At 48.0% G+C, this 21,188-nt stretch carries 17 protein-coding genes; 11 read left to right on the forward strand and 6 right to left on the reverse strand.

Going from position 1 to position 21,188, the window contains the following annotated elements:
* The first annotated feature begins 104 nt into the window (after nucleotides 1-104).
* The 8 genes from SPI9445_RS0112465 (at nucleotide 105) to SPI9445_RS0112500 (ending at nucleotide 11,278) form a co-directional block, all read left to right on the forward strand.
* Nucleotides 105-1,484, forward strand: a complete 1,380-nt coding sequence (locus SPI9445_RS0112465; RefSeq protein WP_017305084.1) for a CmpA/NrtA family ABC transporter substrate-binding protein — start codon at nucleotides 105-107, stop codon at nucleotides 1,482-1,484.
* A 273-nt stretch (nucleotides 1,485-1,757) separates the two neighbouring features.
* The gene (locus SPI9445_RS0112470; RefSeq protein WP_017305085.1) at nucleotides 1,758-3,758 is read left to right on the forward strand and encodes an ABC transporter ATP-binding/substrate-binding protein; all 2,001 of its coding nucleotides are present in this window, start codon (nucleotides 1,758-1,760) and stop codon (nucleotides 3,756-3,758) included.
* Between the two features lie 97 nt (nucleotides 3,759-3,855).
* Nucleotides 3,856-4,695, forward strand: a complete 840-nt coding sequence (locus tag SPI9445_RS0112475; RefSeq protein WP_026079748.1) for a nitrate ABC transporter ATP-binding protein — start codon at nucleotides 3,856-3,858, stop codon at nucleotides 4,693-4,695.
* A gap of 7 nt (nucleotides 4,696-4,702) precedes the next feature.
* Nucleotides 4,703-6,829, forward strand: a complete 2,127-nt coding sequence (locus SPI9445_RS0112480; RefSeq protein ID WP_017305087.1) for a molybdopterin oxidoreductase family protein — start codon at nucleotides 4,703-4,705, stop codon at nucleotides 6,827-6,829.
* A 67-nt stretch (nucleotides 6,830-6,896) separates the two neighbouring features.
* Complete coding sequence (locus SPI9445_RS0112485; protein WP_017305088.1) at nucleotides 6,897-7,961, forward strand: ABC transporter ATP-binding protein; 1,065 nt, start codon at nucleotides 6,897-6,899, stop codon at nucleotides 7,959-7,961.
* A 153-nt stretch (nucleotides 7,962-8,114) separates the two neighbouring features.
* Nucleotides 8,115-8,912 carry an ABC transporter permease gene (locus tag SPI9445_RS0112490; RefSeq protein WP_017305089.1) on the forward strand — a complete coding sequence of 266 codons (798 nt, stop codon included), beginning with the start codon at nucleotides 8,115-8,117 and terminating at the stop codon, nucleotides 8,910-8,912.
* Between the two features lie 70 nt (nucleotides 8,913-8,982).
* Complete coding sequence (locus SPI9445_RS0112495) at nucleotides 8,983-10,566, forward strand: GldG family protein (RefSeq protein WP_017305090.1); 1,584 nt, start codon at nucleotides 8,983-8,985, stop codon at nucleotides 10,564-10,566.
* Nucleotides 10,567-10,630: 64 nt separating this feature from the next.
* Nucleotides 10,631-11,278 (forward strand): SDR family oxidoreductase, encoded by a 648-nt coding sequence (locus SPI9445_RS0112500; RefSeq protein ID WP_017305091.1) that lies wholly within the window; start codon nucleotides 10,631-10,633, stop codon nucleotides 11,276-11,278.
* Between the two features lie 69 nt (nucleotides 11,279-11,347).
* Here SPI9445_RS0112500 and SPI9445_RS30565 read toward each other — a convergent pair whose 3' ends face one another.
* The 6 genes from SPI9445_RS30565 to larC all read right to left on the reverse strand — a co-directional run bounded on the left by SPI9445_RS30565 (nucleotide 11,348) and on the right by larC (nucleotide 18,435).
* Complete coding sequence (locus tag SPI9445_RS30565) at nucleotides 11,348-12,226, reverse strand: hypothetical protein (RefSeq protein ID WP_017305092.1); 879 nt, start codon at nucleotides 12,224-12,226, stop codon at nucleotides 11,348-11,350.
* Between the two features lie 16 nt (nucleotides 12,227-12,242).
* Nucleotides 12,243-13,556, reverse strand: coding sequence for a DNA methyltransferase (locus SPI9445_RS30570; RefSeq protein ID WP_017305093.1), 1,314 nt, complete (start codon nucleotides 13,554-13,556; stop codon nucleotides 12,243-12,245).
* 44 nt (nucleotides 13,557-13,600) lie between these two features.
* The gene (gene menD / locus SPI9445_RS0112515) at nucleotides 13,601-15,334 is read right to left on the reverse strand and encodes a 2-succinyl-5-enolpyruvyl-6-hydroxy-3-cyclohexene-1-carboxylic-acid synthase (protein WP_017305094.1); all 1,734 of its coding nucleotides are present in this window, start codon (nucleotides 15,332-15,334) and stop codon (nucleotides 13,601-13,603) included.
* A complete protein-coding gene (gene menH, locus SPI9445_RS0112520; RefSeq protein ID WP_083883529.1) occupies nucleotides 15,324-16,133 on the reverse strand; it encodes a 2-succinyl-6-hydroxy-2,4-cyclohexadiene-1-carboxylate synthase in 810 nt (269 codons plus the stop codon). Before menH ends, menD begins: the two co-directional genes overlap by 11 nt.
* Nucleotides 16,134-16,247: 114 nt before the next feature.
* Complete coding sequence (locus SPI9445_RS0112525; protein ID WP_017305096.1) at nucleotides 16,248-17,258, reverse strand: endonuclease/exonuclease/phosphatase family protein; 1,011 nt, start codon at nucleotides 17,256-17,258, stop codon at nucleotides 16,248-16,250.
* Entirely contained in the window at nucleotides 17,248-18,435 is a 1,188-nt protein-coding gene (gene larC, locus SPI9445_RS0112530; protein WP_017305097.1) for a nickel pincer cofactor biosynthesis protein LarC, read from the reverse strand. Before larC ends, SPI9445_RS0112525 begins: the two co-directional genes overlap by 11 nt.
* A gap of 101 nt (nucleotides 18,436-18,536) precedes the next feature.
* Between larC and SPI9445_RS0112535 the strand changes: the two genes are divergently transcribed.
* The 3 genes from SPI9445_RS0112535 (at nucleotide 18,537) to SPI9445_RS31380 (ending at nucleotide 21,148) form a co-directional block, all read left to right on the forward strand.
* On the forward strand, nucleotides 18,537-19,190 hold the full coding sequence (locus SPI9445_RS0112535) for an L-threonylcarbamoyladenylate synthase (protein WP_017305098.1): 654 nt from the start codon (nucleotides 18,537-18,539) through the stop codon (nucleotides 19,188-19,190).
* A 381-nt stretch (nucleotides 19,191-19,571) separates the two neighbouring features.
* Nucleotides 19,572-20,759 carry a HetZ-related protein gene (locus tag SPI9445_RS0112540; protein ID WP_017305099.1) on the forward strand — a complete coding sequence of 396 codons (1,188 nt, stop codon included), beginning with the start codon at nucleotides 19,572-19,574 and terminating at the stop codon, nucleotides 20,757-20,759.
* Nucleotides 20,756-21,148, forward strand: a complete 393-nt coding sequence (locus SPI9445_RS31380) for a hypothetical protein (protein WP_017305100.1) — start codon at nucleotides 20,756-20,758, stop codon at nucleotides 21,146-21,148. Before SPI9445_RS0112540 ends, SPI9445_RS31380 begins: the two co-directional genes overlap by 4 nt.
* Nucleotides 21,149-21,188 lie beyond the last annotated feature (40 nt).

Genomic DNA, 21,188 nt, shown 5'->3' on the forward strand with positions numbered 1-21,188 from the left:
TCAGACAAACTGAGTCCATCGCTGAACCCAACATTGATCAATCGTTAATGATCACTTCCCTCGCCTCTTTTTAACCGTCAATCTTACCCAAAACTCAGGAAAACATGGATCGTCGCAAATTTCTTAAATACTCTAGCCTCGCTGCTGCCGGATTCACCTTTGCTGCTTGTGCCAACAATACAACGAATACAACCCCTAGCAGTCCCACCAGAGGGGGAGAGACTGCCGGGAGTCCTGCCGTTGATTTCGGCACCCTAGAAAAACCCAACCTCACCCTAGGAATTATTCCCCTCACCGACTGCGCCCCCCTGGTTATTGGCAAAGAAAAGGGAATTTATGAAAAATATGGCCTCAACGTAACTATCAGTAAAGAGGCCAGTTGGGCAACCGTGCGGGATGGTTTATTACAAGGCCGTTTAGATGCCTCCCATGCCGTTTGTGGGATGCCTTTATTGACCCAATTGGGGCCGGAAAAAGCCCCCATGCGTTCCCTAATGATGTTGGATGTCAACGGTAACGCCATGACCCTTTCTCGTAGGGCATGGGAGGCAGGAATTCGGCCACTACCGGACTACAGTAACTTTGATGAATTTGGCACCGCTTATCGGCAATACATTCAAGGTCAAAATGAACCCCCTTCCTTTGCCGTAGTGTTCCCCTCCTCAATGCACAATTACAACACGCGCTACTGGCTGAGTGCCATGGGAATTGACCCAGAAAGAGATGTGAAAATCATTATCATTCCCCCGCCCCAGATGGTGGAAAATATGCGCGCTGGGACGATGGATGGTTACTGTGTGGGAGAACCTTGGAATCAACGGGCTGTGTTTGATAATGTAGGCTTTACGGGGACAGTGGACCGGGATGTATGGCAAGGACACCCGGAAAAAGTGTTAGCCACCATGCAGGCCTGGATTGACGCAAATCCAAACACAGCAAGGGCGTTAGTAGCGGCAACGATTGAAGCTTGTCAATATTGTGATGTGCCGGAAAATCGTCTAGAAGTGGTGGAAATTATCTCCCGTCGTCCCTATGTGAATGCCCGAGTTGACTATGCTAAAGCTTCCATGACAGGGACTTATGATTATGGCGGTTTTGATCAGGAAGATCGGGTGTTAGACATCCCTGATTTTAACTTGTTCAACTTCATGGAAACGGACTATATGCAGCGTCCTGATAATGCGAATTATCCCTATGCGTCTCATGGGATTTGGTTATTAACTCAAATGATTCGCTGGAATCAATTACCGGATATGAAGGAGTATCCCAGTGATGCGGATGAGATTATCCAACGGGTTTATCCGACGGCTATTTATGAAGATGCGGCTAAGGCCATGAATATTGAATTACCTAGTGATGGGATGAGGGTAGAACCTCCCGAGGTATTTATTGACAATCGAGGGTTTGATCCCAGTGATCCGGTGGCTTATTTAAATGGTTTTGATATTCGGGTAGGTCGCGGCAAGATTTTCAGTTTTAGCTGACGAACGGTAAAGGGTTTTAACGGCAACTCTTTCATCCCCCCTAGCCCCCCTTTTTAAGGGGGGGAAAGAAGGAAAAAGTCCCCCTTTGAAAGGGGGATTTAGGGGGATAATTCCCACCTCGGATGAAGGGTTAACTGTTTTAACTGCAACTTTTCATCCCCCCTAGCCCCCCTTCGTAAGGGGGGGAAAGAAAGGAAAAAGTCCCCCTTTCAAAGGGGGATTTAGGAGGATAATTCCCACCTCATACCTACTCATTAACTCCAAAAAAAAATTATGGCATCCTTTCTAGAAGTTGATCACGTTGACCGTGTTTTTAACCTCCCCAATGGAGGACGATATATTGCGATTAAAAACGTTCATTTAGAAATCCAAGCGGGGGAATTTGTCTCTCTTTTAGGACATTCTGGTTGTGGAAAATCAACGTTACTCAATATTGTAGCCGGTTTAGACCAACCGAGTCAGGGGGGGGTGGTTTTAGAAGGACGAGAAATTACGGAACCTGGGCCGGATCGGATGGTGGTTTTTCAAAATTATTCTCTCCTGCCTTGGAAAACCGTTTGGGATAATGTGGCTTTAGCTGTAGATACGGTGATGAAAGATATCTCGGCTACAGAAAGACAAGAAATTGTCCAGCATCATATTGAAATGGTGGGATTGCGGGGGGCGGCGAAAAAGTACCCCGCCCAACTGTCTGGGGGGATGAAACAACGAGTTGCGATCGCCCGCGCTTTAGCCATTCGCCCGAAACTCCTCCTCCTCGATGAACCCTTTGGGGCTTTAGATGCCCTTACCCGGGGCAATTTACAGGAACAGTTAATGAAAATTTGTCAAGATAATCAAGTTAGCTGTTTGATGGTAACTCATGATCCCGATGAGGCGTTATTACTCTCCGATCGGATTGTCATGTTAACCAATGGTCCGGAAGCCCATATTGGTCAAATTCTAGAGGTCAAAATTCCCCGGCCACGTCATCGTTTAGAGGTGGTGAATCATCCCAGTTACTACGCTTTACGCAATGAGATTGTTTACTTCTTAAACCAACAAAAACGAGCGAAAAAACGTCAAGCTTCTGCCCCCTCTATTATTGCAGGCAATGGGTTAGAAAAAATCAATCTGGAGTTAGGCTTTATTCCCCTCACCGATTGCGCCCCTCTCGTCGTCGCACAGGAAAAAGGATTCTTTGCCGAAGAAGGTCTAGAACAGGTCAATTTAAGCCGAGAGGCTAGTTGGAAAACCATTGCTGAGGGGGTGGTCAGTGGGCGTTTAGATGCGGCTCAAATGGTCACAGGGATGCCTCTGGGGATTACTTTGGGCATGGGAGACAATACACCGACTCCCATTGTTTCAGCCATTACTTTATCCCGGAATGGTAACGCCATTACCTTGAGTAAAAAGCTCTATGAACAAGGGGTCAAGACCTTAGAAGATTTCCGGCAAGTTGTCGCACAAACGCCGGATAACGTGCATAACTTAGGCATGGTACACCCAGCTTCAATGCACAATATTCTCCTCCGCTATTGGTTGGCATCAGGAGGAATTGATCCTGATCGAGATGTTAATTTAACGATGATTCCTCCCCCGCAAATGTTGTCTAATTTGAAGGCAGGCAATATTACGGGGTACTGTGTAGGTGAACCTTGGAATTCCCATGCTGTCCATGAAGAGGTGGGCTTTGTTATTGCTTCGGATATGGAACTTTATCCGGGTCATGTGGAGAAGGTTTTAGGGGTACGAGAAGACTGGGCGAATCAATATCCGGCGACCCATCAAGCCTTATTACGGGCTTTATTAAGGGCTTGTGAGTATTGTGATGATCGGCGCAATCGAGAGGAAATTTTAGAGCTACTTTGTCAACCTCAATATGTGGGTTCTGCGGCTATTTATACTCGTCCGGGCTTTATTGATTCCTATGATTATGGGACGGAATATGAACCGGTTCAACATCTCCGTTACAATCAATTTTTTGTGGATAAAACTAATGCGCCCAGTGCGATAGAATCTCTATGGATGATGGCTCAAATGGCACGCTGGGGACTCATTCCGTTCCCGAAAAACTGGGTCGGAATTACGGAACGCATTAATCGGATGGATTTATTTGGTGAGGCGGCAAGGTCTTTAGATTTACCGGATACTCCTCGTGATCGCGCTTCGATTAAACTATTTGATGAAGTGGTCTTTAATCCTGATGAACCGTTAGCTTACCTTAAAGGTTTGAAAATCAAGCGAGATATTCGGGTGGAAGAAATTTTTCTAGATAATCTCGTCAATGTGTAGAGGCGGTTTGTAAAACTGAGAGCAAATTATGGATGACCAAGATTTAGACAACCGTCAAACAACTGTTAAACCTGATTTATCGTCTTTTTCAAAAAATATGCAAATTTTATCGAGTCCTGTTAATTCTGCTATTTCATCTGACCGTGATTCTTTTCTGGTGATTCGGGATGTTTCTAAAATTTATCCCACACCGGGCGGGGATTTTGTGGCCCTAGATGGGGTCAATTTAACGGTCAAGGAGGGCGAGTTTATCTGTTTAATTGGTCACTCTGGGTGTGGGAAGTCCACGCTGTTAAATATGGTGGCGGGATTCCATCAACCTAGTGCCGGGACAATTACACTCCATCAACAGCCGATTACAGAACCGGGGCCGGATCGGATGGTGGTGTTCCAAAATTATTCGCTCTTGCCTTGGAAAACGGTTTTTGAGAATGTGTATTTAGCCGTTGATGCGGTCTATAAAGACAAGTCGAAAGCGGAGAAAAAAGCCATTACTCAAGAACATCTGGAGTTAGTGGGATTGACGGAAGCGGCGGATAAAAGACCGGGGGAAATTTCCGGGGGGATGAAACAACGAGTTTCGATTGCTCGGGCTTTAGCCATTCGTCCTGAAATGTTGATTTTAGATGAACCCTTTGGGGCGTTAGATCCCATTACGCGGGAGGAATTACAGGAAGAATTGTTGAGTATTTGGCGAGAACATCGGGTGACGGTTTTAATGATTACTCATGATATTGATGAAGCGTTATTTTTAGCCGATCGGTTGGTGATGATGACCAATGGCCCGGCGGCCAAAGTGGGGGAAATTTTAGAGATTCCTTTTAGTCGTCCTCGGGTGCGTTCTCGTTTGATGGAAGATCCTCGTTATTACGAGTTACGCAATGAGGCGTTAGATTTCCTCTATCGTCGTTTTGCTCATGATGAGATTGAGGAGTGAACCTATTATGAAGTCGCTTAAAACCCTTTGTCCTTATTGTGGGGTGGGGTGTGGTTTGGAGGTGGTTCATAATCCCTCGGATACCAGTGAGGCCATTGTAGATAATTGGAAAGTCCGGGGCGATCGCACTCACCCTTCTAGTCAGGGTATGGTTTGCGTGAAAGGCGCGACCATTATTGAATCTATCGATCGGGGACGCTTGTTATATCCGATGTTTCGGGAGTCCTTAGATCAACCCTTTCGACCCATCAGTTGGGAGGAGGCATTGGGGCGAATAGTGGCGGAAATCGAACGGGTGCGGGGGGATTACGGGGTCGATAGTATCTGTATGTACGGTTCCGGGCAGTTTCTGACGGAAGATTACTATACGGCGCAAAAGTTGATAAAAGGCTGTTTGGGAACCAATAATTTTGATGCCAATTCCCGCCTTTGTATGTCTTCGGCCGTGTCGGGGTATAAGTTGAGTTTAGGTTCCGATGGCCCCCCCGCTTGTTATGAGGATTTGGAGTTAACCGATTGTGCCTTTTTTGTAGGCAGTAATGCGGCGGAATGCCATCCCATTGTGTTTAATCGCTTCCAGAAGTACCGGAAACGCCATCCCGACGTGAAATTAGTTGTGGTGGACCCGCGCAAAACCCCCACGGCTGAAAGTGCCGATCTCCATCTGGGGATTACACCGGGGAGCGATGTAGACTTGTTTCATGCGATCGCCTACCTCCTCATTCAATGGGGTCAATTAGACCGAGACTTCATTAAAACCGCGACCAACAACTTTGCTGAATACGTCGCCCTGATTCAACAATATCCCCCGGAAAGTGTCGCTCCCCGTTGTGGGGTATCGGTGGCGGAAATTGAACAAGCGGCGCGCTATTGGGCAGAATCTCAACGGGTACTCTCCCTCTGGTCAATGGGCTTAAATCAGTCCTCAGAAGGCACCGCCAAAGTCCAGAGTTTAATTAATCTCCACCTCCTCACCGGACAAATCGGTAAACCGGGGGCTGGCCCCTTTTCCCTCACCGGACAACCCAATGCAATGGGAGGACGGGAAGCGGGAGGACTGGCCCACCTCCTCCCCGGATATCGTAGCGTCACCAATGCTCAAGACCGGGCCGAAGTAGAACAGTTTTGGGGCCTTCCTCCCGGCCAAATTTCCCCCCACATCGGCCGCACGGTCTGGGACATGATCACCGGACTAGAAGAAGGCCACGTTCAACTCCTCTGGATTGCCGCGACCAATCCTCTGGTCAGTTTACCGGACTTAGAACGGACGCGCCAAGCCTTGGCTAAATCCCCCTTTACCATCTACCAAGAGGCCTATTCCCCCACCGAAACGACCGACTATGCCCATCTTTTGTTACCCGCCACCCAATGGAGCGAGAAAACCGGGGTAATGACCAACTCAGAACGCCGTGTCACCTACTGTCCGGCCTTCCATACCCCGGCCGGAGAAGCGCGGGAGGATTGGGTTATTTTCGCCGAAGTGGGGCGACGTTTGGGCTACGAGGCGCAATTTCCCTTTACCTCAGCGGCCGAAGTCTACGCCGAATTTGCCCAACTGACGGCCGGGCGAGTCTGTGATCTAAGTGGATTAAGCCATGAAATCCTCGCCCAATTCGGCCCCCAACAGTGGCCCTTTCCCCAAGGCACTACTCCCACCTCAACCGCAAAACGTTTGTACTTAGATCATCATTTCCCGACCCCCAATGGGCGGGCAAACTTCGCCCCAGTCCACCCGAGGGGACTCGCCGAACCCCCTGATTTAGACTATCCTTTTGTTTTGACTACCGGGAGGCTTTACGGCCACTGGCACACCCAAACCCGCACCGGACGCATTCCGAAAATTCAACAGATGCACCCAGAGCCCTTTTTAGAACTGCATCCGCGAGATGCCCAAAAATTGGGGGTGAGTGAGGGGGAATGGGTGCGGGTGGAATCGAGACGGGGGGCTTGTCGTTTGCAGGTCAAGGTAACAAAGGCGATCGCACCAGGAACCGTTTTTGTCCCCATGCACTGGGGGAGTCTCTGGGCCCAGGATGCCGAAGTCAACCAACTCACCCACCCGGCCGCTTGTCCCATTTCTGGGCAACCGGAATTAAAAGCCAGTGCCGTGAAAATCATCGTTGAGCGGAACTAAATCCGCGCCCCCGTCCTCTTGTTTGCTACAGTGGAAATCCAACGGGGCAAATCAGAATCCAGAAACGATGATCGAAGTTGAACATCTGAGTAAACACTATGGCTCAACCTTAGCCATTGAAGATATAGTTTTTTCCGTTCAAGCGGGGGAAATTCTCGGGTTTCTCGGACCCAATGGTGCAGGGAAAACGACCACGATGCGCATTCTCTCCGGTTATTTACCCGCCACCACCGGCACCGCGAGAATTGCCGGGTTTGATGTCCATGAGGAATCCATGGAGGTGCGGCGACGGATTGGCTATTTACCCGAAACCCCACCCCTTTATGAGGGGATGACCGTTGAGGGGTTTTTAGACTTTGTAGCGCGCATTAAAGGGGTGTCCCCAGGCGATCGCACCTCCCGCCTCGATTGGGCGATTAAACGCTGTAATTTAGAGGAAAAACGCAAGGTTCTGATTCGCAAACTCTCCAAAGGATTTCGCCAACGAGTCGGCATTGCTCAAGCCCTCGTTCACAATCCCCCCGTGATTATCTTAGATGAACCCACCGTCGGCCTCGACCCCCGCCAAATTAACGAAGTGCGCCACCTGATCAAAAGTTTAGCCGGGGATCATACGATTATCCTCTCTAGCCATATCTTGCCCGAAGTCAGCATGACCTGCGATCGCGTCACCATCATCAATCGCGGCAAAGTCGTTGCTACTAACACCCCTGACCGACTTCTCGCCCAACTCGGAGAAGGAGAAGGCTACGAAATTGAAGTACAAGGAGATGCTACCCTCGTCCAACCCCTCCTACAAGTTGTTCCTGGAGTCCAATCCGTCAACGTCACCTACCCCATGACCTCCCAAACCACCTTAGAGGGAAAAATACAGCAACTTGATTCTCGCGCCAACACCCTACGCGAACGCAGCTTAATTAAGATCACCTGTACCCCCAACGCCGAACCCGGCCGCCACCTCGCCAAAGTCATCGTCGAAACCGGATTAGGATTGTGTGAAATGCGCCGTAGTCGTCCGACCCTTGAGGATGTATTCTTAGAACTAACCACCCAAGAGGACAGTTTTTCTCCTAGCGAGGACACAGAATCCATCACCTCTGAACCGCTGTCCGACGAGACAGAGGAAGAGTAGACACAGCCCATAAACCATGAGTAATAGCGGCACAAAAACAAGGTTGTTTTGTTCCTTTTCCGTTTAGCTGTTGCTCATCTTCTCAGAGAGAGATCACAGTTAGTTTACAACTGTAAATTATTGCCCAGTTACCGTTAACAAATTGCCAAAAAAGTGATTATTATTGCTAATATTTTTGCCATTTTTCGCAAAGAATTACAAGGTTATTTCGCCTCTCCTTTAGCCTATATCGTGGCTGGAGTATTTTGGTTACTCTGCGGCTTTGTTTTTTGGGTCTTACTCCTCAGTCCGACAGGTCTTGTCCAAGAAGTCCAAGCCGGTGATGCCAGAGGCTTAATCACCGGATCAACCGACGTAGCTTATATTTTTTTAGTGCAATTTCTTAGCGTCATTGGCTCAATTACTTCCTTTATATTACCCATCCTCTCAATGGGACTTTATGCCGAAGAACGAAAAAGTCGAACCCTTGAACTTCTCGCCACTTCTCCCCTCACTAATTGGGTTGTTGCTGTAGGCAAATTATGCGGAGTTTTAACCTTTTATACGGTTTTGCTAATCCCTCTCTTTATTTATCAAATTACTATTTTTAGTACCGCTTCTCCCCCCGTTCCCCCCGCCGTTCCCCTACTAGCCCATTTAGGTTTAATCCTCCTAGCCGCTTCTATTCTATCCTTGGGAATGTTCCTTTCTTCCCTGACCAACAACTCCATTATTGCCGCCATTCTCACCTTCGCCCTAGTCATTTTCCTCAGTGTACTAGACCTAATCGCCAATCAAATCAGCGAACCCTTCGGCTCAATTTTGCGTTATTTTTCCCCCGTCCAAAACTATGATAAATTTGTTCAGGGTATTTTTGAAACCAGTAGCTTATTCGTCTTCCTAAGCTATATTATTTTAGGCATCTTCTTAACTGCCCAGTCTATCGAAACCTTACGGTTTAATCGTTCCTAGACCGATTCAAGCTAAAAATCCTCCCTTATCTCTGAATCCTTTCAGTCACTGAGTAGCCCAAAAACCTGTGATGAAAAACATCCTTGACCTAGCGATTTTTCCCAAAAAATACCTTAAATATTTGTTTTGGCTCGGTCCATTCTTCGCCGTTGCTGGATTAGTTGCGGGCTTCATTGGTGGAGCATGGTCCTTCTTCCCCATCGTCTTCCTCGTAGTGGGGATTGCTATTATTATCATTCGGGTTGCTACCCTAGGCGGACTCCTACAAAGCCTGCTGCAAATGCGCTCCACCCAGAGTCAAACCAACGCCCTCGTTGCCACCCTTTCCGTGCTAATTATTCTGGGATTAATTAACTTTTTAGTCGGGCGTTATCCCCTGCGGGTTGACCTCACAGAAACCCAACTGTTCACCCTTTCCCCCCAAACCCAGCAACTGGTTCAAAACCTCACCCAACCCATGAAAGTCTGGGTCTTTAGTCCCCAAACTCACCCCACCAATCAAGAACTCCTCAACCGTTATCGGCGTTTAAACGAAACCTATTTTTCCTATAGTTTAGTAGACCCCAGAATTGAAATCGGAGCCGCCGAGCGCTTTGGTGTTAGCAGTGCCGGGGATGTTTATTTAGAGTATCAAGAGAAACAGCAACTGGTTCAATCCTTGGGGCGGGAGGGGATACTCTCAGAAGTGCAACTGACGAACGCCATTGAAAAAATATTGCGCGATCGCCCCCCAAAAGTGTATTTTCTACAAGGACACGGTGAACGCCCCCTAGAATTCGCCGAATTCGGCCTAACCCAAGCCGTAGACACCCTCACCCAACAAGGCTACATCGTCGAACCCCTCAACCTCGCCACCCAAGGCAATATTCCCAACGATGCCACCCTAGTCGTCATTGCCTCCCCAGAACGGCGACTCTTTCAAGCAGAAGTCACAGCACTCAAAGCCTATCTCGAACGTCCCGGCAGTCTAATGATACTCCTCGACCCGAACCGTGAAGCCGGATTAGGCGACTTACTCAGTGATTGGGGACTAGAACTTGATAATCGCGTAATTATCGACGCTTCAGGAGCCGGAAATGTCGTCAATCTAGGCCCTGCTACCCCCATCGTCACCACCTACGAACCCCACCCCATTACCCTAGACTTTGGTCAAGGCATTTCACTGTATCCCTTTTCTGCCCCCATCCTGATTAACGAACAAGAAGACGTAGAAGCTACCCCCATCATCCAAACCAGCGTAGAAAGTTGGGCAGAACAAGATATTCAATCAGAAACCCTTGAATTCAACCCAGAAACCGATTTAGAAGGTCCCCTCAATATTGGCGTAGCTTTAACTCGTCCTGTGGCGCAAAACAACCTCAATTCTGAAGAAGAAGAACGCACATCAGAAGCCCGTTTAGTTGTCTTTGGGAACTCCACCTTTGCCACCAACGGCTGGTTTAATGAACAACTCAATGGGGATGTGTTTATTAACTCCATTAAATGGTTAGCCAATGAAGACGACCAAATTTTATCCATTCGTCCCCGAGAGTTAGCCAATCGCCGCCTTTTATTAGAACCCTCCCAACAAATTTTTATTACTTGGTTAGCCATTGTTATTGTTCCTCTAGGGGGGTTTATTGGAGCGGGAGTGATTTGGTGGGTTCGGAGGTAGGAATATTGTTTATCAAAAAATAGTAATTAAAGCTAACTTAACAGGGTAAAATAAGGAGTTAATCATGAGTGAGAATGCAATTTTAATAGCTGGAGCCAGTCGAGGAGTGGGGCGGGAAATTGTGCAACAGTTGCAGCAACAGGAGAAACCTGTCGTGGCTTTGTTGCGTTCCCCCTCAGCCAGTTCAGAACTGGATAAAATAGGGGTAAAAGTGGCTCAGGGTGACGCTTTTAATCCCTCTGACCTTGCCCAAACCTTTCAACAAAATCCCTCCATTTCTGTTGTGATTAGTACCTTGGGGGGTGTATCTCCTGACGGTAGACGAGTAGATGATGAGGGCAATATTAATCTAATTAATGCAGCCGTTCAAGCGGGAGTGCAGCATTTTATTTTAGTGTCTTCCATTGGTACATCTGAAAGTTCAGTCGCCCTACCCCCCCAAGTTTTAGAAACCTTAAAAGGGGCATTAATTGCCAAAGCTAAAGCAGAACAACATTTAATGAATTCTGGTTTAACCTATACAATTATTCGCCCCGGGGGGTTAAAATCCGAACCAGCCACCCATCAAGCTATTTTAAGCGAAGATTACCGCGTTTCTGGTCTAATTCACCGGGCAGATGTAGCCCGCTTAGTCTGTCAATGTCTGGAGGATGAAAGCCATTTTAATAAGGTATTTTCAGCTATTGATCCTACCCTTGAGATGAGAAGATGAGTTAACTTTTTGGCGAAAAGAAGCCACCTCACAGATGATTAGTATAGCAGGGGAGGTTCAGTGACTGGCTTAGGATTCGAGCCTCCTTAAGAAAGTTTCTAGTCTGTGCTTATCCTCAAAAGTGGCACAAATTGTATCCTGATTACTGTAAGTAATCCTTACTTCAAACTTTGTGAACTTCCCCTGCGGGGTGTTTAAATCCAGTTGATTGAGTGCAGTTAGCACATCCTCTAAAGACTCGAAATTATAGCTTGTCCCAAAGAGAGGAATCACAAAAATTTGGGTAATATAACGCTCAAGACAGTTTTTCAACTTTTCCATAAATTGCTCTATCTCTGCCTTAGAGACTTCAATTAATGCCTGTCGTAGTAAGTCTTGATTTGTTTCATTGAGATCCGCTAATTTTCGGCAAGCCTGACTATAAATCTTATCCGAGGTTTGTTCATTAAATGCGATATCAAAATCAATTTTTCTGAATGCCATCACTACATCTTGATAGGGAATAAAAATTACTGCAAATCCGTTATTTTTTAACTGTTCTAACGCAGGTTTCGTGAAATCTCCAGCTAAAACCGCACCATAAAAAGGTGCTGATAACTGATGCAGTTCGATAATCGGTAATAAGGCGGCTTGGATTTCTTGAACCTTGTTTTTGGAATGTTTGGTATATCTACGCCATGCAGACTCAATGAAGGCAACAGGCTGACCTATTTGGTCATCTGTCCCATCGGCCTCAATAACAAAATCTAAATCATGTGTGTTACCATATTTATCCTGCCATGTCACTTTTTTTCCCTGCCTTGCGGGACGATAACCTTGAGCATCGAGATAATACTTGTTCGCCTGTGTAAATTCTTGTAAGCGAGGTTTTAAAATATCTTCAAGGACAATAGACTCAATCAATTTTCCTAAATCTTGTCCAAATTTATGCGATGGAGATTGTGCCATAATTGATTACCCTAAATTAACCGTTAATCCAAAGTCTTCCCTCTTGCAAAGGAACATTATGTTTTCTGTTTTTCCATTTAGTATTACGCTGACGAATGGGTTCAAATGACCAAGATTTAAAACCTGCTGCAAGTGCCAATTTTCCTAGCCACTTTTGTACGGGAACATATAGACCATAGGGGGCTGAATCTCCAACGACAAAACACAGGTTACTGTCAGATTTTGTCACTTGACGTAAGGCGTGAAAAACTAGCCCTAAATCGTTAAAATAAGCAGCAATCATTGTGTGATAGGCTTTTTTTCCGGCTTTCGTTTCTCGAATTATGGCTAACTCTTGACAAATGGGGATTAATTCTCCTCGAATTGGCTCAAGAATTGATTCTTGAACTAAGGATTCTAATAGCAGTCGATCTTTGGCTGCGTGTTGGGAACTTGATCGAATGAGAAATTGACGTACAACATGGTGCAAATCGCCCCAAGACTTTACTTCTCCCCAAAAGGTCATTTCTAATCGGGTTGCATCTGCATAATCATAGTTATTGGCATAGGGAGGCGATGTTATCACTAAATCAATGGAGTGGTGGGGGATATTTTTTAAGGTTCTTGCATCTTCTTGTAAAAATACGGCTTGACTCGATTTAGCAATCGATTGTAGATAATTCATGTCTTCTGCCATGAGAGCAATCTGTTTGTCTAGTGCATCGAAGGGATTACAAGTTTTGGCTTTACGTTTATTGGGAAGAATATACTGCCATTGTGCTGTTCCTACATGGCTCGATGGTCTTAAGATAGCAGAAATAGCAAGAAACAGAAGAATCTGTAGGTTTTCAGTGTAGGAGGGCGCAAGATCAAAATAGGCTTGCTTAATATTTAGGAGATCGGCCAAGTTATCGTCTTGGTAACATTTTTTTAACAAATCAGGTAGATCATTCGAGGGTTTCAGTTTAAGTGTTAAGGCTAATTTTTTAAGCTCAGTTGCTGCTTGCAAAAAATGGCTAGGATTAACAGTCCAAGCAAGTTTAGCCTTGGCGAGTTTATAGACAAAGGGATGAGCTTCTACTCCAAAAGATTTGACTCCCAACTGATCGGCAGCAATGGATACTGTGCCGGAGCCCGCAAAGGGATCTAGAATCATTTGGGGCTTAAATTCCGTGATCATTTGTTCAACCCAAGCGGCGGAAAAGCCAGCAGAATAGCGAAACCACCGATGAATAGGTAATTTCATATTGTCGGTAAATGTTCCGGATCTTGGGTCAATTACTTTGGACTGAGTGGCTGCATGGGAATCAGGATCTAATTTGAAAAGTTCAAGCTGTACAAACTTATTCATTCAATTTCTTTTGGTTAAATTGGGAAGGGGTCGTCACCGTTTGCCTATTCACAGTTTACTGAGGTAGAAAGTACCTGAGAAAATAACATTTTGCGGTAGTGGGCATCGGATTGACGCTGGGTGGGGAGGAGGAGGAGACGCACTCCGGAGGGGGGGAGGGGATTGAGTAGGGGGGGGAGTTGCTGCCAATGGGTGAGTGGGTGGCAGGGGATGCCGTAAGCGCTGGCGAGTTGTTGGAGATTGACGTTTTGGGGGGTGGCGAAATAGTCGGTAAAGGGGGGATCATATTGGGCGATGGGGAGAAATTCAAAGATGCCGCCCCCGTTGTTGGCGATCGCAATAATCGTTAAATGCCCCCTCAATTTCCCCTGCTGTAACAGGCCGTTGGTATCGTGCAGCAAGGCTAAATCCCCTGTCACTAGAACCGTTGGGCGGTTCCCGTGGGCAATCCCTAAAGCGGTGGAGACAATGCCATCAATCCCATTCGCCCCCCGATTGAAAAAGGGCTGATACCCCTGATCATTGGGTTGCCAAAAATATTCAACATCTCGAACAGGTGTACTGTTAGAAATAAAAATGGGGGTATGGGGGGGCAGTGTTTGGGAGAGTAACCAGGTTAACTTGCCCTCAAAGAGGGTTTCTAAGGGGTCTAGGGTGGCGTTTAACTGGCGGTTGACCTGTTGGTTGAGGGTTTGCCACTGGTGGAGGTAGGGGGAAGGGGGGCGGGGGAAATCTGGGTGTTGTAACTGTTCAACGGTGCAGGGGAGGGGGTGGGCGGGGTGGTGGAGGGGATCGAAGTTTTCCGGATGGGGATCCACAATCCAGCGGGGGGGCTGGTGTTGGGTGAGCCATTGCCGCAAGACTTTACTGGTGGGGAGTTCGCCGATTTGGATCACTAAATCTGGCACCAATTGATCCCCCCAGTGGGGGTGACGGAGGAGGGTGTCGTAGGTGGTGATGAGATGGGGATTGAGGGGGGCATAGTTGCGTAGGGGGGAGAGTCCTTCGGCCAGGACCGGAAATTGTAGGGTTTGGGCGAGTTGTGCGATCGCCTGACAATAGAGTTTCGGTTCTCTCGGTTGGGCGAGTCCCCCAATAATCAGGCCTTTCGTTCCCTTCTCCCAGGGGCTAGGATAGCTCACAGGGGCTAAAGGGGGGGACACTGGGGGGCGAATTTCCCCAAAAAAGGCCGCCTCATCCCATTGTTCCCCCAAAGGGAGTAAATCGGGATCGGTTACGGGGGCAAGGGGTTCACGGAAAGGCAGATTGAGATGAACCACGCCTTGCTGGGGAAAATGCGATCGCCGCCAAGCTTGAACTAGGGTTTGCCGCAGATAGTCCAACAAATCCCACTGGGGGAGGGCTAACTCCGTTTGCCAGTTGGGATAGTCCCCATAGAGACGAATCTGGTTAATCGTTTGTCCTGCGTGACAATGGCGCAATTCCGGGGGACGATCGGCCGTGAGAATAATCAGGGGAACATGACTTAAGGCCGCTTCAATGACGGCCGGGTAAAAATTCGCCCCAGCGGTGCCGGAGGTACAGATTAAGACCACAGGTTGCCCCGTTTGTTTCGCTACCCCCAAGGCAAAAAAGGCCGCAGAACGTTCGTCTAAGATGGAAAGCGTCTCTAGATGAGGGTGTTGGGCAAAGGCCACCGTCAGAGGAGCCGAACGAGATCCGGGACAGGCGATCGCCGTCGTCAGACCCAAACGATAGCAGGTTTCAGCGAGAACAGAAGCCCAAAGGGTGTTAATGTTGCGAAAATCAAGGGGCATTCAAAAAAAGGCGGATTAATTCCACATACGAATTCACATTTTCCAGATGGATATTATGCCCACAGTTCTCCACTTGTTTCAACTGGGCTCCTGGACAAAGACGCGCCATTTCCTGATTAATCCCCTGAAATTTAGTATCTTTTTCCCCGACTAACAGTAATAAGGGGCGGTTATAGTGGGGGAGCAAATCCCACAGGGGGGGCTGTACCCCTGTCCCCATCCCCTGTAAAACTTGGGCTAACTGTTGGGGCTGATTCTGTAAGCGCCGTTGGAACATAACCGGGAATTGGGGATGATGGCGCAGGGAGGCAAAGAGGGGATTTTGATACCACCTGTCGAGGAATTGGGCGAAATTAAGGTCAGTGAGGCGTTCAATGAGTTGGGCATCCTGTTGCCGTCGTTCTGCCCGTTCTCGGGGGGTTTTCAAGCCCGCAGAGGACGATTCTAGGATGACCTTGGGGAAATGGTGGGGAAACGTTAGGGCAAGGTAGAGCGCCAGTCGTCCTCCGAGAGAATACCCCGCAAGGCAACAGGGGAGACGCTGGAGTTGAGTTAATAGGGTGATGATGCCTTGGGCTACGGAGGGAAAGCGATAATTTTCTACATGGGGGGGGGTTTGGGTTTGCCCATGTCCGGGGAGATCCAAGGTCAGACAATAGTAATCTGAGGTGAGTTGTGCGATCGCCTCCTGAAAATCCTCCCCACTGCCCATAAAACCGTGTAAGAACAACAGAGAAGGCTTTTCTGGGTTGCCTTGAGTCTTAATGGAGAAGGAGTAGGGAGGACTTGGGATAATCACGGCAAAAAAACAATCAGGTATTAATTTAATGTGCCGTTTATCCTATCGCGTTGAGCGGGAGTCCATTTCAAGATAGGTTGCGATCGCCTTTTCTAAATGTTCTTGATTCTCCACTCAGTCAACCAGTCGGAATGTCGCCAAAACAGGAAGATGATCAGAAGCTTGTCCCATCTCCCTTAAAACCTCCGATTCGACCAACTCTAAGGAATTGGGAGTATAAAAAATATAATCCAGTTTAAACCTTGGTTCATTAGAGGGAAACGTCTTCATCTCCGGCGTATTCATCGCTTTTTGTGGCACAACAGAACGAATTTTAGGATGATTTAATAATAGTTGAACCGTCGAATCAGGAGAATCTGGAGTTAAATGAGGATCACTATTAAAATCTCCCATTAATAACACCGGATGTTGGGGTTCGTATTGCGCCAGTATGTCCAAAATTTCTTCAGTTTGACGGCGACGAGTGGGAATATCAAAGGCTTCCAGATGAACATTAATCACAATTACAAGTTGTCCATTGATCTCAATTTCGGCGATTTGTGCCAGTCGATCAAGATAAAAAGCCTTGTACAAAAACGGACGGTTTTCTACTTTGCCTAAAACGAGGCGTTCATGACGACGAATCGGGAATTGACTTAAGATAGCCTGACTCGATAGAATACGGCGAAAATGGACGCTGGGGGGCCAGTAGGGGAAGGGGAGATAGTTTTTATCCCAATTAATGGCGATCGCACGATATGCCATTCCCAAGCCCTTCCCCAACGCTTCCACCTGATGGACTTCATAGGAACGGTGGGAGGGGAGATCAATTTCCTGTAGCCCCATAATATCAATTTGCCGAGGTTTCAGGTTCGCCAAAACTTGTTTTAAATTCTCCTCAAACAGTTCTCGCGGAGGACGGATAGCCTCATTATTCGTTAAACCCGAAAGATAGCCGATATTGTAGGTCAGTACACTAAAAACCGACTCCCCCTTAGAGGGAGGTGTGATAGAGTCATCCTGCACAATTTCCGCGTACTTTTCTTTTGGGTAATATCCCCCACTCGCCCAAAAAAAGAAGATCAAAATAGCTAGCACGGGAACACCTAAAACCAGACCCCAACTCAGCAATAATTTATAGTTCATTCACCTTGAACTCCTGTAAAACCATCTGTTGGATAGTGGTTAAAGGTTTTTGCTGTTCTCTGGCAATTTTGGCACAATCTTCATATTCAGGCTGCATATTTAACACCTCTTCCCCTTGTCGGGCGATTTTAACCCGCACCCGACCATAGGGAAGCTCAACCGTGCGCAATTCCCGCGCTAGGATGTGACGAGTTTGTAGACGGGAACGAATGCCTAAAGTAGTGGTTTCTCGAAATAAAATTTCTTGACAATCCTCTACCCTTTCCGGGTGACAAATCACCGTAATCAGATGACCAGGGCGGGATTTTTTCATGCCGATGGCCTGCGTAAAGACATCCAGCGCCCCAGTTTTGAACAGTTCCTCGCTAGTGTAGGCGATCGCCTGTGGGGTGAGATCATCCACCTGGGTTTCAAGCACCGCAACAGTTTCCGACTCCGTGTTTTCCTGACGTTCCCCAATCCACAAGCGCAAAATATTCGGCATCGACAGATCATGATTACCCGCTCCCAATCCCACTCGCCCCAACTGCATCGCCGGAATCGGACCGAATTTTTCCGCTAACGTAGTGACAAGGGCCGCCCCAGTGGGAGTCACCAATTCCCGTTCAATACCATTGCTATAAACCGGAACTTGGCGCATTTGCCATAACTCTAACACCGCCGGAACCGGGACAGGCATCCGTCCATGAGCCGCTTTTACCGTTCCCCCCCCCGTCGGTAATGCCGAACAATAGAGGGTTTCAACCTCCAAATAATGCAGCCCCAAACAAGTTCCCACAACATCCACTAAAGCATCCGTTGCACCGACTTCATGGAAATGCACCTTTTCGGGAGCCACACCATGAACCGCCCCTTCTGCGATCGCCAACTGGCGAAACACCTTTAAACTCCACTCCTTCACCTTCGGAGGTAACATCGCCCCTTGAATCATCCGTTCAATCTCGGGTAAATGTCGGTGATGGTGATGATCCGTCGTCATCACCTTAACCTCAACCTTCGTCGCCCGTTGGCCTTGGCGCAAAACCTCTTCAGACCACAGTTGACACTCCTGAGCCAACCCCAGAATCTGTAACAATTGATTCAACTCCTGCCAAGGTAGCCCCGCATCCACCAAGGCCCCCAGACACATATCCCCAGCAATTCCCGTGGGACAGTCAAAATAAGCGATTTTCCCCATTGATTTGTCAGATCCTCACTCAAATCGGTATACCATGACTCACATTAACGATTTTCTGCCCTCCTCCCCCCCTTGATTTTGTCCAGCACCCTTCTCGATCTATGGCTACCCTTTATAATATCCATCCCCAAAACCCCCAAAAACGCAGTCTTGAAGAAATTGTCAGCGCCCTAAAAGATGGGGCAATTATGCTTTACCCCACCGACACCGTGTATGCGATTGGTTGCGATATGACCGTTAAATCGGCGGTGCAACGGGTCAGACAATTAAAACAACTATCCAATGATAAACCTCTAACCTTCCTCTGTTCGTCTCTCTCTAATATTTCCCATTATGCTTGGGTAACAGATCAGGCATACCGCATCATGAAGCGCCTGATTCCGGGGCCTTATACCTTTGTTTTGCCAGCCACCAAATTAGTCCCCAAAATCGTCATGAATCCCAAACGCAAGACCACAGGTATCCGGGTACCCCAGCATCAAGTCTGTTTAGAGTTATTGGAAGCCTTGGGCAACCCGATTATTTCCACCTCCGCCCATTTACCCGATGACGAGGGGGAATATCCTACCCTTGACCTCGAACGCAGTCGCTTTTTCGATACCCTCGAACCCTTGGTAGACCTGATTATTGACGATAGTTCAGACCCCGGTCATCAAGTGTCCACCATATTAGATTTAACCAGTGAGAAACCTTCTGTGGTTCGGAAAGGTCTTGGATGGGAAGCGATGGAAGAATGGTTAGTCCTAAGTGATTAATCTGGGTCAAAATGTTTCCCACAAGAGAACAGAATGGGTTTACGGATGTTTTGCCGTCTGACCTCCAGTTTCTGAACTGTCTCCCTTTTGGAAACAGGACAGGTCGAGAAACCGACTCATCGCCCCAGGGCAGATCGGCTGAAAGTTAGATGAGTATTGGGATTCGCGCTTATTAGTCGATTGTGCCAATTGTCAGGGTGTATCACCGGATCACGCAAGCTTGAGGTTCTGACACAAGAACCCCCCCGGGTCAAAGCGTGACCACCTAAAGTCAAAGTATCAAGAACAGGGAAACGCCAACGGTTGAAGCAATGGCTGATTTATTTCCCGAATCTTGAAACTTGATTTGTTACTCTGTCGTCTGTTTTAAGGGGCATTACCATGCAAGCACACACCTGTCACTTTGTATCACAATCTACCGATCCCACCACTACCCATCCGGAAAAGCAACAATCCCCTTTAGAGTTTGTTCTGCTCGAAGAAATTCGCGATCGCGCTGGATTATCCGGTCGTTCTGCTCATGCTGTCGCTCATCGCATCGCGGAGGAAGTGAATCGAGTTTGCAGCAAAAGCGATCGCATCCAAGGCTCCGGGGAAGTCCGCGCTCACCTGCTCTATTTAGGCTACCACCGCTTAAATAAATGTCTCTCCTACTTCAAATTAGGGGCAAAACAAGGCCGCGTCGAACTGCACAGCAACCTCAGCGTCATGATTTACCGTCATATCGCCCCCACCCGCTTACAAATGGGGTTCTCCGGTCGGTACAACCTGATTGAAGACTTTTTACAAGACTTCTATGTTGAATCCTTAAAAGCCTTCCGTCGGGAAAATGAGGTACCAGAAGACTACCAACCCCGCACCCAATTGGAATTAGCGGAATATATGGCCTTCACAGAACAATATGCCAAACGTCGGATCACCTTACCCAATGGCTACGCGCAACAGTTAATCATCCTGAGAGCGCAAAGTTTCGCCCGTCGTCAACCCAAAGAAACCAGCGTAGACCTTGAACAAGCCGTTGAATTTGCCAAAGATGAAGAATCCCAAGCCTATCAACGCTCTGCCACCGTCCAGCAAGTGCGCTCCCAAATGGTCGCCGAAACCCCCGATCCTTGGGAAAACGTCAAACGCGACCGGGTGATTGCCTCCCTGTTTGAGTACCTGAACGCCCAAGGTCACTCCGACTGTGCCGACTACTTAGCGTTAAAACTCCAAGACCTCCCCGCTTCGGAAATTGACGAAATCTTGGGCCTTACCCCTCGTCAACGGGACTATCTGCAACAACGGTTTAAATACCATGTAGACAAATTCGCTAGAACCACCCACTGGAAACTGGTTCATCAGTGGTTAGATGCAGACTTAGACCAAAAATTGGGGATGACCTATGACCAGTGGCAACAATTTCAGAGTCAACTTTCTGAAGGCGATCGCGAACTCTTGGCCCTCAAACAAAATCAAGTTAGTGACGCTGAGATTCAAACCCGCTTGGGGTGTTCCGCCAAAAAATTACAAAAACGTTGGACCGCGCTCCTGGACTTGGCCGCCAAAATGCGCAACGAGGCCCAATGAGGGACAGAAAAAGCGGGCAAAAAGCCCGCCTTTCTTCACCCCCCCAAAACAAAATCATCCTAGGTTCGGCAAAGGAATCGGGAGTCGGGAATCGGGAATCGGGAATCGGGAGTCGGGAATCGGGAGTCGGGAGTCGGGAATCGGGAGTCGGGAGTCGGGAGTCGGGAATCGGGAATCGGGAATCGGGAGTCGGGAGTCGGGAGTCGGGAGTCGGGAGTCGGGAGTCGGGAGATTGCCTCTCCCCTGCCCCCCTGCTCCCCTGCTCCCCTGCCCCCCTGCTCCCCTGCTCCCCTGCTCCCCTGCTCCCTGTTCCCTGTTTTCCACCCAGAGTAGAGTTATATTGCTACGCAACGCTTCGCGAACAGCAAGCCCTAAATAGGTATCAGTGAGAGAACGAGCGGAACGTTTCCGACGCTTACTCATAGAAAA

This window comes from Spirulina subsalsa PCC 9445 (assembly GCF_000314005.1).
In the GTDB taxonomy this organism is placed as follows: Bacteria; Cyanobacteriota; Cyanobacteriia; order Cyanobacteriales; family Spirulinaceae; genus Spirulina_A; species Spirulina_A subsalsa.

Coding starts and splice junctions, on each gene's coding strand:
- SPI9445_RS0112540 (WP_017305099.1), top strand. CDS start 19,572: ATGCAAGCACACACCTGTCACTTTGTATCACAATCTACCGATCCCACC.
- SPI9445_RS30565 (WP_017305092.1), bottom strand. CDS start 12,226: ATGGCACAATCTCCATCGCATAAATTTGGACAAGATTTAGGAAAATTG.
- SPI9445_RS31380 (WP_017305100.1), top strand. CDS start 20,756: ATGAGGGACAGAAAAAGCGGGCAAAAAGCCCGCCTTTCTTCACCCCCC.
- SPI9445_RS0112480 (WP_017305087.1), top strand. CDS start 4,703: ATGAAGTCGCTTAAAACCCTTTGTCCTTATTGTGGGGTGGGGTGTGGT.
- SPI9445_RS0112500 (WP_017305091.1), top strand. CDS start 10,631: ATGAGTGAGAATGCAATTTTAATAGCTGGAGCCAGTCGAGGAGTGGGG.
- SPI9445_RS30570 (WP_017305093.1), bottom strand. CDS start 13,556: ATGAATAAGTTTGTACAGCTTGAACTTTTCAAATTAGATCCTGATTCC.
- menD (WP_017305094.1), bottom strand. CDS start 15,334: ATGCCCCTTGATTTTCGCAACATTAACACCCTTTGGGCTTCTGTTCTC.
- SPI9445_RS0112525 (WP_017305096.1), bottom strand. CDS start 17,258: ATGAACTATAAATTATTGCTGAGTTGGGGTCTGGTTTTAGGTGTTCCC.
- SPI9445_RS0112485 (WP_017305088.1), top strand. CDS start 6,897: ATGATCGAAGTTGAACATCTGAGTAAACACTATGGCTCAACCTTAGCC.
- SPI9445_RS0112495 (WP_017305090.1), top strand. CDS start 8,983: ATGAAAAACATCCTTGACCTAGCGATTTTTCCCAAAAAATACCTTAAA.
- SPI9445_RS0112475 (WP_026079748.1), top strand. CDS start 3,856: ATGCAAATTTTATCGAGTCCTGTTAATTCTGCTATTTCATCTGACCGT.
- SPI9445_RS0112535 (WP_017305098.1), top strand. CDS start 18,537: ATGGCTACCCTTTATAATATCCATCCCCAAAACCCCCAAAAACGCAGT.
- larC (WP_017305097.1), bottom strand. CDS start 18,435: ATGGGGAAAATCGCTTATTTTGACTGTCCCACGGGAATTGCTGGGGAT.
- SPI9445_RS0112470 (WP_017305085.1), top strand. CDS start 1,758: ATGGCATCCTTTCTAGAAGTTGATCACGTTGACCGTGTTTTTAACCTC.
- SPI9445_RS0112465 (WP_017305084.1), top strand. CDS start 105: ATGGATCGTCGCAAATTTCTTAAATACTCTAGCCTCGCTGCTGCCGGA.